Source organism: Pasteurella canis (assembly GCF_900454865.1).
In the GTDB taxonomy this organism is placed as follows: domain Bacteria; phylum Pseudomonadota; class Gammaproteobacteria; order Enterobacterales; family Pasteurellaceae; genus Pasteurella; species Pasteurella canis.
Genome location: NZ_UGTV01000015.1, coordinates 2,135,656 through 2,151,593, shown reverse-complemented (window position 1 = coordinate 2,151,593; position 15,938 = coordinate 2,135,656). Strand labels below are relative to the sequence as shown.

Annotated in this window: 13 protein-coding genes and 1 pseudogene; 12 read left to right on the top strand and 2 right to left on the bottom strand. The window is 36.5% G+C overall.

The genetic code is table 11. From position 1 onward, the window contains the following. Nucleotides 1-38 precede the first annotated feature (38 nt). The 12 genes and pseudogenes from rsmA (at nucleotide 39) to DYE19_RS10720 (ending at nucleotide 12,644) form a co-directional block, all read left to right on the top strand. Nucleotides 39-905: a 16S rRNA (adenine(1518)-N(6)/adenine(1519)-N(6))-dimethyltransferase RsmA gene (gene rsmA, locus DYE19_RS10775; RefSeq protein WP_115323532.1), complete on the top strand. Its 867-nt coding sequence runs from the start codon at nucleotides 39-41 to the stop codon at nucleotides 903-905. 20 nt (nucleotides 906-925) lie between these two features. Next, entirely contained in the window at nucleotides 926-1,750 is an 825-nt protein-coding gene (apaH, locus tag DYE19_RS10770) for a bis(5'-nucleosyl)-tetraphosphatase (symmetrical) ApaH (protein WP_115323531.1), read from the top strand. After that, the gene (locus DYE19_RS10765) at nucleotides 1,743-2,312 is read left to right on the top strand and encodes a DUF3885 domain-containing protein (protein WP_115323530.1); all 570 of its coding nucleotides are present in this window, start codon (nucleotides 1,743-1,745) and stop codon (nucleotides 2,310-2,312) included. The genes apaH and DYE19_RS10765 overlap by 8 nt, the downstream gene beginning before the upstream one ends. A 184-nt stretch (nucleotides 2,313-2,496) precedes the next feature. After that, the gene (locus DYE19_RS10760; protein WP_115323529.1) at nucleotides 2,497-3,600 is read left to right on the top strand and encodes a transglutaminase-like domain-containing protein; all 1,104 of its coding nucleotides are present in this window, start codon (nucleotides 2,497-2,499) and stop codon (nucleotides 3,598-3,600) included. After that, the gene (locus DYE19_RS10755; RefSeq protein WP_115323528.1) at nucleotides 3,575-3,928 is read left to right on the top strand and encodes a hypothetical protein; all 354 of its coding nucleotides are present in this window, start codon (nucleotides 3,575-3,577) and stop codon (nucleotides 3,926-3,928) included. Before DYE19_RS10760 ends, DYE19_RS10755 begins: the two co-directional genes overlap by 26 nt. A gap of 11 nt (nucleotides 3,929-3,939) precedes the next feature. Next, entirely contained in the window at nucleotides 3,940-4,242 is a 303-nt protein-coding gene (locus tag DYE19_RS10750; RefSeq protein ID WP_115323527.1) for a heavy-metal-associated domain-containing protein, read from the top strand. Between the two features lie 34 nt (nucleotides 4,243-4,276). After that, nucleotides 4,277-4,892: pseudogene (locus DYE19_RS10745) on the top strand (HI_0552 family protein). A 217-nt stretch (nucleotides 4,893-5,109) separates the two neighbouring features. Further along, nucleotides 5,110-7,755, top strand: a complete 2,646-nt coding sequence (locus DYE19_RS10740; protein WP_115323526.1) for an autotransporter outer membrane beta-barrel domain-containing protein — start codon at nucleotides 5,110-5,112, stop codon at nucleotides 7,753-7,755. 265 nt (nucleotides 7,756-8,020) lie between these two features. Next, nucleotides 8,021-10,603, top strand: a complete 2,583-nt coding sequence (leuS, locus tag DYE19_RS10735; protein ID WP_115323525.1) for a leucine--tRNA ligase — start codon at nucleotides 8,021-8,023, stop codon at nucleotides 10,601-10,603. A gap of 57 nt (nucleotides 10,604-10,660) precedes the next feature. Continuing rightward, nucleotides 10,661-11,164: an LPS-assembly lipoprotein LptE gene (locus tag DYE19_RS10730; protein ID WP_115323524.1), complete on the top strand. Its 504-nt coding sequence runs from the start codon at nucleotides 10,661-10,663 to the stop codon at nucleotides 11,162-11,164. Then, nucleotides 11,164-12,231, top strand: coding sequence for a DNA polymerase III subunit delta (gene holA, locus DYE19_RS10725; RefSeq protein WP_115323523.1), 1,068 nt, complete (start codon nucleotides 11,164-11,166; stop codon nucleotides 12,229-12,231). The genes DYE19_RS10730 and holA overlap by 1 nt, the downstream gene beginning before the upstream one ends. Before the next feature lie 146 nt (nucleotides 12,232-12,377). Beyond that, a complete protein-coding gene (locus DYE19_RS10720; RefSeq protein WP_049214642.1) occupies nucleotides 12,378-12,644 on the top strand; it encodes a DUF5339 domain-containing protein in 267 nt (88 codons plus the stop codon). Between the two features lie 92 nt (nucleotides 12,645-12,736). Here the strand turns inward: DYE19_RS10720 and mutT are convergent, their stop codons facing one another. Beyond that, nucleotides 12,737-13,147, bottom strand: coding sequence for an 8-oxo-dGTP diphosphatase MutT (gene mutT, locus DYE19_RS10715; protein WP_115323522.1), 411 nt, complete (start codon nucleotides 13,145-13,147; stop codon nucleotides 12,737-12,739). 94 nt (nucleotides 13,148-13,241) lie between these two features. Continuing rightward, nucleotides 13,242-15,935: a preprotein translocase subunit SecA gene (gene secA / locus DYE19_RS10710; RefSeq protein WP_115323521.1), complete on the bottom strand. Its 2,694-nt coding sequence runs from the start codon at nucleotides 15,933-15,935 to the stop codon at nucleotides 13,242-13,244. Nucleotides 15,936-15,938 lie beyond the last annotated feature (3 nt).

Genomic DNA, 15,938 nt, shown 5'->3' with positions numbered 1-15,938 from the left:
TTATAATAAACCGCACTTTTGTTAATTAATCAGATCATATGAATTCAAAAAAACATTTAGGTCATACCGCTCGCAAGCGTTTTGGACAAAACTTTTTACACGATGACAATGTCATTCAAGGCATTGTTGCCGCAATCTATCCACAAAAAGATCAGTTTTTAGTTGAGATCGGTCCAGGTTTAGGGGCTTTAACGGAGCCTGTTGGTGAGTTAGTTGATCACCTAACCGTAGTGGAATTAGACCGTGACTTAGCTGAACGTTTACGTCATCACCCTTTTTTGCATCATAAAATTACAGTAATTGAAACAGATGCCATGCAATTTGATTTTGCTCAGCTCTATCAAGAGGCAAAACTCGCTGAAAAAAATCAAAAAATGCGTGTGTTTGGTAACTTGCCTTACAACATTTCTACTCCATTGATGTTCCATTTATTTAAATATCATGATTGCATTCAAGATATGCACTTTATGCTACAAAAAGAAGTGGTAAAACGTTTATGTGCAGGTCCAAATAGCAAAGCTTACGGGCGTTTAACTATTATGGCGCAATATTTCTGTCAAGTAATGCCTGTACTTGAAGTGCCACCAACTGCGTTTAAACCAGCGCCCAAAGTAGATTCAGCCGTAGTTCGTTTGATTCCTCACAAAGAATTACCATATCCTGTCAAAGATTTATATTGGTTGAATCGTGTCTGTAGCCAAGCATTTAATCAACGCCGTAAAACCTTACGCAATGCTCTATCCTCATTATTCACTGCTGAACAACTGACTGAATTAGGCATTGATCTAACAGCACGTGCAGAAAACTTATCGATTGCGGATTATGCACGTTTAGCGAACTGGTTAGCTGACAATCCACCAGCAGATATCAACAAAGACGAAGTGATTGAAAATTTAGACGATTAATGGAATAAGTGCGGTGTGAAATGGCAACATATCTAGTTGGTGATTTACAAGGCTGTTATGATGAATTACAGCTTTTGTTAGAAAAAGTAGCATTCAATCCAACAGACGACCAACTTTATCTCGTAGGAGATTTAGTCGCTCGAGGAGATAAGTCTCTTGAGTGCCTACGGTTTGTTAAATCATTGGGACCCGCAGCTCAAACTGTGTTAGGAAATCATGATTTACATCTAATCTCTACAGCACTCGGTATTAAAAAAATAAAACCACGCGATCGTGTTGATGCAATCTTTGAGGCTCCTGATTTTGACGAGTTAATCGACTGGTTACGCCACCAGCCATTACTTATCCACCATGAACAACACCATTTTGTGATGACCCATGCTGGCATTTCTCCTGATTGGGATCTTGCGACTGCTAAGCTATGCGCTAACGAAGTGGAAGAAGTGCTACGCAACGGCAATTATCATCACCTAATCGAAAATATGTACCAAAATCACCCCAATCGTTGGGATGAAAATCTGCAAAGTTTAGATCGTCTACGTTACAGCATCAACGTGTTCACCCGTATGCGTTTTTGCTATTGGGATCATCGTTTAGATTTCGATTGCAAACAACCACCAGAATCTGCACCAGAAGAGCTCACCCCTTGGTTTAACTTAGATAATCCACTTTATCAGACGATGCCTATTATCTTTGGGCATTGGGCAAGTTTAGTTGATACCACAACACCTACGAATATTTATGCGCTTGATACAGGTTGCGTATGGGGTAATCGTATGACAATGTTACGCTGGGAAGATAAGCAATATTTCACTCAACCTGCTGTAAAAAATTATAATGAATAGCATACTGTTTAAAAAGTTATGGGATTTATCTTATCCATATTTAGTTCCTATCACGCATTTATATAAAATACAGTACCCAACTCGTTGGCTGCGTATTCATAGTCTTCCCAGTTCAAAACGTTATCCGACTAATAAAAATGAAGAACAGCTTTTATTAGCTAGACAGAATCAATTATTCAACGATTTAATTGGTAGCAATAATGCGTTTTTTATTGTCGTTGGTTTATTTGACAGTCAAAAAGTGGGTAAAGTGTATTCTCAATATGATTTTCAACAATTTACCCAAATTGATTTATCAAAACAATTCCCTACAGAATATGATGAAACATCTCATTACACTTGTTTATTTTCACTACATTACTGGCAAGACCATAATTATGATGAAATGTTATTAGATATTGCCAATGATAATTCAAGAGCAACTTTTGTTTCTTTTACAAAAAATATCCTAATTGCCCCTTATGATGGAGGTATAGATATTATTTTCGCAACCCCAAAAGAGCGAAATTTATACAAAAAACGATATCAAGACTGGCTCTCTCATAGAAGTGATGGGTTATAATCACACATTCCTGCGACTATCAAACTGACTGATTTCAGAAATTATTTATAAATATAAGTTCAAAATATCTGTTTATTTTCCATCCATTTTCAGGTAAGCTGTGTGACGTTCATTACATAAAAAAAATGAATGAACAGGGATGCATATAACATGTTATGTTTATTTATCTACACAGGACAATCTAATGAAAAAATTACTCACCGCCCTGCTTGCAGGCTGCTCTACTTTCGCATTTGCCACTTCAATTCCAAATACACTCACTGACACACATACTTACGAGCTCACCAAATCTTTTAATTTGGCTGTACCAAAAGGCTCTAAAGGTGAAACTAATTTATGGGTACCATTGCCATTTAACAATGAATATCAGGAAGTCAAATCTATCCAATTTGAAGGCAATTATAAAGATGCCTATATTACTGAGAACAATCAATATGGAGCTAAAACTCTGTTTGCAAATTGGGACGAAAATGCAGATAAACGCGATTTAAAAATCCAATTGGTGATTCAAACCAAAGATCGCGAACCTATGTTGCAAGGTGCATTAAAAGACTACCAAGTGCCAAATAAAATTCAGTATTCTGTTGATGTCTTAGAATATTTAAAACCGACAACACACATCAAAACTGACGGTATTGTGAAAGAATATGCAGACAAAATTGTAGGTAAAGAAACTAATCCACTGAAAAAAGCCGAGTTAATCCACCAATGGATTGTGAATAATATGGAGCGAGATAACTCTGTATTAGGCTGTGGCGATGGAGATGTAGAAAAAATCTTAACCACAGGGGTACTAAAAGGAAAATGTACAGATATTAACTCTGTTTTTGTAGCATTAGCTCGTGCATCAAATATTCCGGCACGCGAAATTTTTGGTATCCGCTTAGGACAAGCCGTGAAAATGGGCAAATATTCTAAAGGTGCATTTGGCAGTGCTGATGCGAATAAATTTGCGAATGTCAGTGGTGGACAACATTGCCGTGCTGAATTTTATTTAGCAGGGTTTGGCTGGGTGCCTGTAGATTCGGCGGATGTCACAAAAATGCGTTTAGCTGAGAAAAAATCGGTGAATGACCCTGATACCCAAGCGGTGTCTGATTACTTATTTGGCAACTGGGAAATGAACTGGATGGGCTACAATCACGCACGTGATTTCGAGCTTTATCCACTGCCAGAAGTCGCACCATTAAATAACTTTGGTTATCCATATGCAGAGATTGGTGGCGATCCGTTAAACTTCTTTGACCCAAAAGAGTTCAGCTATGAATTCACTGCAAAAGAACTATAACAAAAGTTTTATTGCAACTTGTGTTACTGCGGTAATTGCCGCAGTAACTTCTACATTGTGTTGCATTGCACCATTAATTTATCTGGTATTTGGTATTTCATCTACTTGGCTAGTCAGCTTACACGAATACGATTATTTACGCATCCCGATGCTCATTTTATCTCTAGCGGCATTTAGTTATGGATTTTGGTTACTCACATTTTCAAAAAAAATCATCTGCACAAAATATGTATCGCGTAAAAATCTGATTATATTGTATGCCATTGTGTTCGTCGTAATGCTATTTTTCTTACTTTATCCAACACTGTTACCTTACTTCCTTGAATAAAAAGGTGTGTTATGAAAAAAATAGTCTGTGCATTTTTGTTCTTTTTTTCTTTGTTCAATATCAGCTATGCATCAATGCCTAACATAAATACAGACGAAAAGCAGGTCTCTATTCATATTAAAGAAATGACATGCCAACTTTGTGTTTATTTAGTCAATAAAGAGCTACGTAGTATTGACGGAGTTATATCGACTAAAGCGAATTTTAAAGATCGCATTGTCAATGTTGTAGCGAAAAAAGATCTAGACAATCAGCGCTTGCTACAAGCAATTAAAAAATTGGAATATACGCCAGATATTATACAAAACCAATAATAGCTTAAACTGCGGTCAGGATTTGTAAAATTTTATGCAACAAACAGCATTAATCAACTCCTCTTCTTGTGATGTGCTCAAAATTCTCTTTTATCAATTTGCACAGATGAAAAAGTTTTGTCCTGCAGATATTGATCACATTAAAAGGAATGACAAAGAAGAATGGGAAAAGTAGAAATATATTCTCTTGCAAATACCTAATACTTTAGGTGTACCTTTTGCAAAAGTGGAGCAATGGCTGGCGAGTTCAAGCATATTTTTTCTCTAATTTTAAATATGAATATCAACAAAACTCCGCGTCGATTTTATCGATTATCTTAAATCAACATCGCCTCTCTATTAGTCTAGATTAGCATTACTATCGAGCAGATCGTTCACAAATGAAAATTGAATAATCCAATCAATAGCTAGAGGCTATCAAGATTCAAAAACACAGCCATTTTCAGCTTTGGCATAGTGATGAAAGTGAATATGCTGATTTCAAAAAAGTTCCTGAATTTCAAGTACAGGAGCTAACATTACGCCATGTCAACGATTTTTGGTGTATTGGCAAAAATATTGAACAGCAACAGCTAGATTAGATTGATATTGTTCAGTTTAGTACTAAAACTATTAAAGAATTATTGCCTTTATATGATCGCTATCACTAATAATACTCAGAATATATTTCCCTTCTAACACCATACAAACTATGTAATCGTTTAACTACCAGTATAATCAGTTATATGTCAATAAAATTGTTTAAAAAAACAAAAAACGCTAGACTTGAGTTATAAAAAAGCAATAATTGGTTATTTAACAACCTAAAAATATTCATTTATACTCAAAAAAATATCTATATTAACTTATATAATTAGGACAAATTTTATGCAAAGGCAAAATCAAACTCATTTTATATCTAAATTATTATTACCTAAAACTCATACACAGAAACTCTCTACAATAGCGATTCTTCTCTCTAACATAGCTATTTTACCTCACATAGCTTATGCCAATTGTCCGACTCCAATAGCAGGCAGTGCCGTAGTACAATCTGGCGGCATCTGTAATTATACAGGCGATAATTTTAAAGATAAAAACCGAGACAATGCAGTAATTGATATAAGTAAAGGCGGTACAGCGACTTTCACTGCACCCCATGTTGATTTACATAAAATTAGATATGGCACGAGTGATGGTACTTATGCAGCTATTTTTTTACGCCCAGAGCAGGATTTAACTAATACTGCTATTTTTGAAGGAGATGTTACAGTGCATAAAGCAACATCTTCTCGATACCCTAGAGATATCATCATTGGTGGAGGGAATCACTTACATATTAAAGGTAATCTTAATATTTCACATGCAGAAAGTGTCAATGGTGGTTCATTATTTGCCTTAAATGGAGATGGTGATTGGGGTAATGCTCGTACGGATACATCAATGATTATTGAAGGTAACGTTATAGCAGACACTGCAGGAGCCAGTTTTATTCGGATGGGCAACGGTAAGTATGTTTTTAATAAAAATGTCTCATTAAATTCAACAGGAGGGACAATTAAAGTTTTTGAAAATACATCAGGTCAGCTCTTGTTTCAAGGAAAAACAACTATTATGAACGATAAGACGTTCTTGTATATTCCACCTACTGCTACACCAACAATTATATTTAATCAATTTACTATTACGAACCCAAATGATAATGAAATTTTTACTTTAGGTAATGGTAAAACCACTATGAACGGCAATAGTATTTTTAACACGCCAAATGCTGATGCGATCAGGCTCTATAGTGACGCAACTTTCGAAAATAATGGTCAATTATCAGTAACAAGTAAAGATGGTATTACTATTCACGCTATACCAGAAGAAAATAGAACAGCTGTTTTCAATAATTTATCTCAAGGTAATATAAATACTAATAAGCAAATCATTGTTAATGATGGTGCAGGAAAACTAGTCATTAATAACCAAGGTAATTTATCTTCAACAGCCGCACTTTTTCAAAATACACAAAATGGTCATATCGATGTGACGAATTCGAATATATTAACAGGCTTTTTAGTGAGTAGTAATACCGATACTCTCAATCTCATGAATACTGGAAGTTGGTATAATACTGCAAACTCTAGATTAGATAATTTAGTTAATACAGGTACAATTACATTTATTTCTCCTAGCAATGATCAACCACTTATACTTACAGCAGATAACTATAGTGGAGGTGGTACTTTGATCATCAATTCCCATTGGGATGATTTAGGCAATACACTAAATGGGATATCAAAAACAGATGTACTAAAAATTAAAACGATTGATGGCAATGCTATTACTACGATTAAAATTCATGGCAATAAAATAGGTAATATTACTGCAAAAAATCAACAGCAATTTTCAACAAACGTGATTGAAGTAGAAAACGATCACAGCGGTAATTTATTTATTGGGACAGCTGAAACCTATGGTCCCTATGAGGCACAACTTAAACGTGATGGTAATAACTATCATTGGACATTACAATCTTTACCAAATATAGAAATCATCAACCAACCTGTTGTCGGTTATATACAACAGCCATTCGTTAATCGCCAAATGATATACTCACAACTTGGTAAATTACATGAACGTATTGGGGAACAACCTCATTTATTGTTTGATAAAAATGATATTAACAAACGAATTTGGACTCGAGTACGTTATGGCTATGATATGTTCCAAGGTAAAAAACGCTTTGCTACCAAAACACAATCTGGTTTTATACAATTTGGTCAAGACTTAATTTTCAAGCTAAGTGAAGACAAAACACGGCAATATACAGGTATTACATTGACTTATGGCTGGGCAAAAAATAGTTTCTTTGATAAATATCGTACAAAAAATGCTATCGTTACATCGAATAAGTTTACTGGTAGTGCCAGAACAGACATGTTCTCACTTGGTAGCTATCATACTTACTATAGTTCAACGGGTTTATACATTGATACTGTTGGACAAATTTCTTGGCTACAAAACCGTTATCGTAGCCAAAATACGCAAACTAAACAAAATGGTTATGCTTTTGGCGCATCAATAGAAATAGGTAAACCATTTCCACTACTTAATCCAAATATTGCCATTGAACCACAAGCTCAAATCAGCTATCAATCTGTATGGCTAAAAAGTTTTAACGATGGCATTAAAGCAATACAGAAAAACCACCAAGATAGTTGGGTAGCTCGGATTGGTACACGTGTCACATGGAATAACAATAAACAAAACCATGAGCCTGTTTTTTATATTAGTGCTAACTTACTTAAAATGTTAAAAGGTGAAAAAAGCCAAATAAAAATTGATAACCAAATAGCAAGTGAACATTTTAGTGATTTAGCCGCAGAATTTGGTCTTGGAGGACAACTCCCACTGACAAAAAATCTCACTCTTCACGCGAATGTACATTATGTATTAGGTATTCAAGATCGTAATCAAGTCTATCGCAATTCAACACTTTCACGTGAGTCTTACAATGGCTACTTAGGTATTCGCTATACTTGGTAATAAATTGGCGATTAAGGGCTCTCTACTCTTTAATAAAATAATAGGGAGTCCTTATACTCTATCTTAAAAATCTTCTTGTCAATTAAGAAAAAATACCACGCATTATAAGATATAAAACAAGCAAACTATTTACTCAAGCACCTCCTCTATCTCACTATTTTTCAGTATTTAAGCTGTCAATTTCCCCCATTTTACGCTATTCTATACGGTATTTTCTCAAATAAATTCTCTCCGCAAATTGCGGTTAAAATCGTAAGGTAACACTATGCAAGAACAATATCGTCCCGATTTGATTGAGCCAGAAGTTCAACAATATTGGCAAGAAAATAAAACATTTAAAGCGATTAAAGATATTAATAAACCGAAATATTACTGCCTCTCAATGTTCCCTTACCCATCAGGTCGTCTGCATATGGGTCATGTGCGTAACTATACTATTGGTGATGTGGTTTCACGCTATCAACGTATGAACGGGAAAAATGTCTTACAACCAATGGGCTGGGATGCATTCGGTTTGCCAGCTGAAGGTGCTGCGATCAAAAATAAGACTGCACCTGCAAAATGGACTTACGAAAATATCGATTATATGAAAAACCAACTCAAAATTTTGGGTTTTGGCTTTGATTGGGAGCGTGAGGTGACCACCTGTAAACCTGAATACTACAAATGGGAACAATGGTTCTTCACTGAGTTATACAAAAAAGGTTTAGTGTACAAAAAAACATCTACGGTGAACTGGTGCCCAAACGATGAAACCGTATTGGCGAATGAACAAGTGCACGAAGGCTGCTGCTGGCGCTGTGATACCCCTGTGGAACAAAAAGAAATTCCACAATGGTTTATTAAAATCACAGATTATGCAGAGCAATTATTAGGTGATTTGGACAACCTTCCATTATGGCCAGACCAAGTAAAAACCATGCAACGTAACTGGATCGGTCGTTCTGAAGGGGTTGAAATCACATTCAAACTAGACAATTCTGAAGATAGCTTAACTGTTTATACCACACGCCCAGATACCTTCTTTGGTGTGTCTTATGTTGCTGTTGCAGCAGCACATCCTTTAGCAGAAAAGGCGGCGGAAAATAACCCAGAATTAGCCCAATTCATCCAAGAATGCAAAAACACCAAAGTGGCAGAAGCTGAACTTGCGACAATGGAAAAGAAAGGTATGCCAACTGGACTATTCGTTATTCATCCATTAACTGGGGAAAAATTACCAGTTTGGGTGGCTAACTTTGTGTTAATGCATTATGGTACTGGTGCGGTTATGGCAGTACCGGGACATGACGAACGTGATCACGAATTTGCACTTAAATATCATTTAACCATCAAACAAGTGGTTGAACCTATTGATGGTAGCGAGTGGGACTTTCAAAAAGCGGCTTTCACTGAATATGGTCGTGTGATTAATTCTGCAGAATTTGATGGTTTAGATTTTGAGGCTGCCTTTAATGGTATTGCGAATAAATTGGCACAAATAGGTGTGGGTAAAAAACAAGTGAATTATCGCTTACGTGACTGGGGCGTGTCTCGTCAACGCTACTGGGGGGCACCAATTCCAATGCTTACCTTAGAAAATGGCGATGTCGTGCCTGCACCATTACAAGATTTACCAATCGTATTGCCTGAAGATGTGGTAATGGACGGTGTGAAAAGCCCAATCAAAGCAGATCCTGAATGGGCAAAAACCACGTACAACGCCCAACCTGCATTAAAAGAAACAGATACCTTTGATACCTTTATGGAATCTTCTTGGTACTATGCACGTTACACCTCACCAACATTTGCAGAAGCAATGTTAGATAAAGAAGAAGCAAATTACTGGTTACCTGTGGATCAATACATCGGTGGTATTGAACACGCAACAATGCACTTACTGTATTTCCGTTTCTTCCACAAATTATTACGTGATGCTGGCTTTGTCACAAGCGATGAGCCCGCAGACAAATTATTGTGTCAGGGTATGGTGCTAGCAGATGCATTCTATTACACATCACCAACGAATGAGCGTATTTGGGTATCGCCAACGGAAGTCACACTTGAGCGTGATGAAAAAGGTCGTATCTTAAAAGCCTTCGATAAGGAAGGTCGTGAGCTTGTTCATTCAGGTATGACCAAAATGTCAAAATCCAAAAATAACGGTATTGACCCACAAGAAATGGTAGAAAAATATGGTGCGGATACAGTACGCTTGTTCATGATGTTTGCTTCACCAGCAGAAATGACTCTTGAATGGCAAGAGTCTGGTGTAGAAGGGGCTAAACGCTTTCTTGCTCGTTTATGGAATCTGGCGTTTGAATATAATAAAAACCCAGCAAAAACGGCTGTAGAACCGACCGCACTTTCAGCCAGCCAAAAAGCATTGCGTCGTGATGTACACAAAACGATTGCCAAAGTGAGCGATGATATTGGTCGACGTCAGACATTCAACACTGCAATCGCTGCAATTATGGAGTTAATGAATAAATTAACGAAAGCACCGTTAGAAAATGATCAAGATCGTGCCATTATGGCTGAAGCATTAAGCGCTGTAATACGCATGCTTTATCCAATCACACCACATATTTGTTTCCAATTATGGAAAGAGCTGGGTAATCAAGAGGCAATTGACTTTGCCCCTTGGGTAGAAGCAGATGCAGATGCGATGATTGATGATGAAAAATTAGTCGTAGTACAGGTAAATGGTAAAGTACGTGCAAAAATTACTGTACCAGCGAATATGGGTGAAGAAGATATTAAACAAGTCGCTTTATCAGATAGCAATGTAAGTAAGCACTTAGAAGGTTTAACTATCATGAAAACCATCTATGTACCTGGTAAATTATTTAGCTTTGTTGCAAAATAATTCATAATTTGTCTTAAATTTTCCCTCTGCCCTCAGAGGGAAACGAAGGATCTGCCTATGTTGAAACAACTAAAACATCTTTTACTTATAACAAGTGTCTGTCTAATCAGCGCTTGTGGCTTTAAATTCCAAAATGGTGGGCTAATCCCACAAGAATTACAAACACTGACACTAGAAAGTAGTGATCCTTATAGTGAAATGACTATTGTATTAAGAAAGCAATTACAGATGAACAATGTTAACTTGGTTGATTCTCAGCAGACAATCCCAGTATTACGCTTAAATAAAATTACAATGGATGATAAAGTTGCATCAATTTTTAAACGTGGTCGCGAAGCAGAAAAAGTCCTGATTTTAGAAGTTGAGGCAATGGTAAAATTGCCTAACTATGCATCATTCCCAATTTCGGCAAAAGTGAATCGCACTTTCTTTGATAACTCACGTGCTGCGTTAGCTAAATCTGCTGAAAAAGAAGTCATTTGGCATGATATGCGCGAACAAGCAGCTCGTCAGTTAATTACAAAAATGGTCGCATTACAACATCAAATCCAAACGAAATAATGAATCGCATTTTCACCGAGCAGCTGGAGGCAACTCTACAGCATAGACTGGTAAAACTCTATTATCTAGTGGGGCAAGATCCTTTATTGCTTAGTGAAAGTCAAGATCTCATTAGTCAGATGGCTTTTAAACAAGGGTTTGATGAGAAAAATATCATTTCTGTAGATAACAATACAGATTGGAATGGTTTATTTGAACGCTGTCAATCCATAGGATTATTTTTTAATAAACAAATTATTTTTCTCAATTTACCAGATAATCTTACTGTAACATTGCAACAGCATTTACAAGAACTGATCTCGCTGCTAAATGAAGATATATTACTTATTTTACAATTAACTAAGTTAGCAAAAGCAACAGAAAAACAAAAGTGGTTTATACAAAGTATTGATTACGAGCCAAAAGCGGTCTTAGTCAACTGCCAAACACCCAATATTGAACAGCTACCCCGTTGGATCAGTAATCGAGCGAAATCGATGGGACTAACAATTGAAGAACAAGCAACACAGCTACTTTGTTATAGCTACGAAAATAATTTATTAGCTTTAAAACAAAGTCTACAATTACTTGCTTTACTCTATCCTGAGGGTAAATTAACTTACCAACGAGTACAAACAACTGTCGAGCAGTCTTCAGTTTTTACAGTATTTCAATGGGTTGATGCTTTATTGGAAGGTAAACTAAAACGTGCGCAGCGAATTTTGTTTGGATTACAAGCTGAAGATATACAACCTGTTATCTTATTGCGAACTTTACAACGTGACTTAATGACATTATTAGCCTTATCAAAGCCACTACATAAAACACCAATTGATTCAAACCTCCCCATCCAACAATTACGAGAGCGATTTGATCAGTTAAAGGTTTGGCAGAATCGTCGACCGCTATTTAGCCAAGCTTTCCAGCGTTTAACTTATAAACAGCTTTATGTTATTTTCCAACAACTTGCTCAACTTGAATATGCAACAAAAAAAGAATTCAGTCTAGATATTTGGGATAGATTAGCAGAGCTTAGTATTATAATTTGTCAACCAAACAACATCGGATTGTACTCTCAGTCAAGATAATTTCACTCCCTCTCCCTTTCACTTAAGATAAAATTTGAATTAATAAAATTAAAATCAAATTGTTTATTTATTCAGTAGCAAGAGTATAATGAATTGCCTTTTGGCATTTTTTATACAAAGTTAAACTATTTATAAAGGACGAGTTTATGAAAAAATTATTCTCTGTAATCGCTTTATCAAGCTTTGCAATGACTGTTTCTGCTGCTGATTTAGCGCCAGCTTGTGAAAAATATTTCACAGAATATGAAGGTTTCCTTAAAAATGTACCAGCTGAACAAGCGGCTATGGTAAAACAACAATATGATGCAGCAAAACAGCAATTTGCTGCAATGCCAAAAGACATGCAAGAGCAAACTTGTAATCAAGCTATTGAGCAGCTTAAACAAATGAAAGCTGCAATGGGACAAAAATAATTTATCAAAAGAGCTACTGTAATATAACGTATTCTTTTTTGATAGGATAACTATAAACCCCGCTCTTGGCGGGGTTTATTTTTAGAGACATCTCAATTTTCTATCAGACTTTCAGCTAATAAGCGTTGGATCAGTCTTGCATTAGCAGGAGGAAATTGTCCTGCATCTAATTCACTTTGCGCTACCCAAAAACCCTCTTGTCCTTCACGTCCAAAAGGCTCACCAAACCATTCATCGACCAAATAAAAATAGAAAGAAATAACTTTAGTCGGATATTCAAACTGAAAACGCTCATACAATTCAGCATGCAAAATATGAATACCTATCTCCTCTTCTAATTCTCTCTTTAATGCTTGCTCAGGTGATTCTCCGAGATCAACTTTACCACCTGGAAATTCTAGAGATTGAGCGAAGTCTTGCCCTTCTAAACGCTGAGTCAAATATATTTGACCAAATTCATTGCGAATAATACCTGCCGCCACTTGAACAACTGGTTTCGTCATAGCCAATCCTTAAACTAAAAAGCGCAGCATCATTTGCAAAAAACCTCAAAATCAGACCGCACTTTTCATCTTAATTAACGTTGAAATAATGAAATTAATATTTAGCTTTACTACCGTGACAATGTTTATATTTCTTGCCAGAACCACAAGGGCAAGGCTCATTGCGACCAACTCGGCGCTCACCTACTACTTCACTGCCTTGATTATCTTCAGAATTATAATGCATAGCCGCATTTTCGCGACGAGCAATTTCCTGACGCATACGCTCTGCTTGTTCGACTTCCTCCTGAGTTCTCACTTGAACTCGGCTTAATGTAGTGACAACACTCAATTTAAGAGCATCAAGCATATCTGTAAACATCTGGAAACATTCTTTCTTATATTCTTGTTTTGGATCTTTTTGTGCATAACCACGTAAATGGATACCTCGACGTAAATGATCCATTGAAGAAAGATGCTCTTTCCAAAGTTCATCTAATGTTTGCAGCATAACACCTTTTTCAAAATGTCTCAGCGTTTGCTCACCAACAATAGCTTCTTTTTGCTTATATTCAGCAATCGCCGCATCTAATACACGTTGACGTAATGCATCTTCATCAAAATGATTGTCTTCCTCCAACCATTTGGCTAATGGTAAATCTAGAGCAAAATCTTGTTTCAAGCGTTGTTCTAAGGCGGGAATATCCCACATTTCCTCTAACGATTGTGGTGGAATATACTGATCAATAACTTGATTAAATACATCTTCACGTATCACATCTATCGTTTCTGAGATATTTTCATTATCTAACAAACTATTACGTTGTGCATAAATCGCATGACGTTGATCGTTTGCAACATCATCAAATTCAAGTAAATTCTTACGCCCATCGAAATTATGAGCTTCTACTTTAGCTTGCGCGGAAGCAATTACTTTCGTCAACATTTTTGACTCCATTGCTTCGCCTGCTGTGCTAAATGCTTTACGCATTAAGTTTAATTTACCTTCATTTAAATAAATACGCATTAAGGCATCATCCAGCGATAAATAGAAACGAGATGATCCTGGATCACCTTGACGACCAGAACGACCACGTAACTGATTATCAATACGACGTGATTCATGACGTTCTGTGCCAATGATATGCAAACCACCAGCTTCCTTCACAACATCATGACGTGCTTGCCATGCTGTATGAATAGCATCAATTTGTTCCTGTGTTGGATTATCTAACTTAGCAACTTCCGCTTTCCAGTTACCACCTAAAACAATATCCGTACCTCGCCCTGCCATATTAGTTGCGATTGTCACAGCACCTGGATAGCCTGCATTAGCAACAATTTCAGCTTCTTGTGCGTGGAATTTTGCATTTAATACATTATGCTTAATCCCCGCTTTTTTAAGCGCATTAGAGAGTAATTCTGATTTTTCAATAGAAACGGTTCCTACTAAAACAGGTTGATTACGCGCTACACAATCTTTGATATCTTCTATAATCGCATTAAATTTATATTCTTCATTTTCAAACATAATATCAGTGCGATCATCACGAATCATTGGACGATTCGTCGGCACAACAATAGTTTCCAAACCATAAATTTGTTGAAATTCAAAAGCTTCTGTATCTGCTGTTCCTGTCATCCCTGCTAATTTTTCATATAAACGGAAGTAGTTTTGGTAAGTGATTGACGCAACAGTCTGGTTTTCACTTTGAATACGTACACCTTCTTTCGCTTCAATAGCTTGGTGTAGCCCATCAGACCAACGACGTCCAGCCATTGTGCGACCAGTGTGTTCATCAACAATGACAATTTCGCCGTCTTTGACAATATAATCAACATCACGCTCAAATAATGTATGAGCGCGTAATGCTGCATAAACATGATGCAGTAAAGAAATTTTAGATGGTGAGTAAAGAGACTCTTCTGCTGACATTAGTCCCTGTGCCGTCAACCACTGCTCGACTTTTTCTTGACCTCGTTCAGTTAAGTGTGCTTGTTTAGTTTTTAGATCTAACGTGAAATCACCATCGCCTTGATATTCTTCACTATCTTCTTTGTCTTGCTTGATTAAGTTTGGAATTAACTTATCTACAGTAATATAAAGCTCTGAACTATCTTCTGCTTGTCCTGAAATAATCAATGGCGTACGTGCTTCATCAATTAAAATAGAATCAACTTCGTCCACTAAAGCATAATGTAAATAGCGCTGGAAACGTTCTTCTGCACTATGGGCTAAATTATCTCGTAAATAGTCAAACCCTAATTCACTATTAGTTGCATAAGTGACATCAGCCGAGTAAGCTTCACGTTTTTGCTCTGGCGATAATCCTGGTACATTGACTCCTACAGTCATTCCTAAAAACTCAAATAGAGGTCGATTAGTTTCAGCATCTCGACGAGCAAGATAATCATTCACTGTCACTACATGAACACCTTTACCAGTTAATGCATTTAAATAACATGGTAATGTTGCTGTTAATGTTTTCCCTTCCCCTGTACGCATTTCAGCAATACAACGATTCGTTAACACCATTCCGCCTAATAATTGCACATCAAAATGACGCATACCTAACACTCGCTTACTGGCTTCACGCACTGTAGCAAAAGCTTCTGGTAAAATTTGCTCTAACGTTTCCCCTTGTTCTAAACGAGTCTTAAACTCTGTTGTTTTTGCTTTCAATTGATCATCATTTAATGCTTCAAACTCAGGTTCTAATTTATTAATCTTAACAACAATTTTATTTAAACGGCGTAAAATACGATCATTACGACTACCAAAAATTTTTGTGAGAACACTTCTAAACATAAC

What these genes read in the sequence shown, in the direction of transcription:
- DYE19_RS10760 (WP_115323529.1), top strand. Translation starts at nt 2,497, where the DNA reads ATGAAAAAATTACTCACCGCCCTGCTTGCAGGCTGCTCTACTTTCGCA.
- DYE19_RS10730 (WP_115323524.1), top strand. Translation starts at nt 10,661, where the DNA reads ATGTTGAAACAACTAAAACATCTTTTACTTATAACAAGTGTCTGTCTA.
- holA (WP_115323523.1), top strand. Translation starts at nt 11,164, where the DNA reads ATGAATCGCATTTTCACCGAGCAGCTGGAGGCAACTCTACAGCATAGA.
- DYE19_RS10755 (WP_115323528.1), top strand. Translation starts at nt 3,575, where the DNA reads ATGAATTCACTGCAAAAGAACTATAACAAAAGTTTTATTGCAACTTGT.
- mutT (WP_115323522.1), bottom strand. Translation starts at nt 13,147, where the DNA reads ATGACGAAACCAGTTGTTCAAGTGGCGGCAGGTATTATTCGCAATGAA.
- secA (WP_115323521.1), bottom strand. Translation starts at nt 15,935, where the DNA reads ATGTTTAGAAGTGTTCTCACAAAAATTTTTGGTAGTCGTAATGATCGT.
- DYE19_RS10740 (WP_115323526.1), top strand. Translation starts at nt 5,110, where the DNA reads ATGCAAAGGCAAAATCAAACTCATTTTATATCTAAATTATTATTACCT.
- DYE19_RS10750 (WP_115323527.1), top strand. Translation starts at nt 3,940, where the DNA reads ATGAAAAAAATAGTCTGTGCATTTTTGTTCTTTTTTTCTTTGTTCAAT.
- leuS (WP_115323525.1), top strand. Translation starts at nt 8,021, where the DNA reads ATGCAAGAACAATATCGTCCCGATTTGATTGAGCCAGAAGTTCAACAA.
- apaH (WP_115323531.1), top strand. Translation starts at nt 926, where the DNA reads ATGGCAACATATCTAGTTGGTGATTTACAAGGCTGTTATGATGAATTA.
- DYE19_RS10720 (WP_049214642.1), top strand. Translation starts at nt 12,378, where the DNA reads ATGAAAAAATTATTCTCTGTAATCGCTTTATCAAGCTTTGCAATGACT.
- rsmA (WP_115323532.1), top strand. Translation starts at nt 39, where the DNA reads ATGAATTCAAAAAAACATTTAGGTCATACCGCTCGCAAGCGTTTTGGA.
- DYE19_RS10765 (WP_115323530.1), top strand. Translation starts at nt 1,743, where the DNA reads ATGAATAGCATACTGTTTAAAAAGTTATGGGATTTATCTTATCCATAT.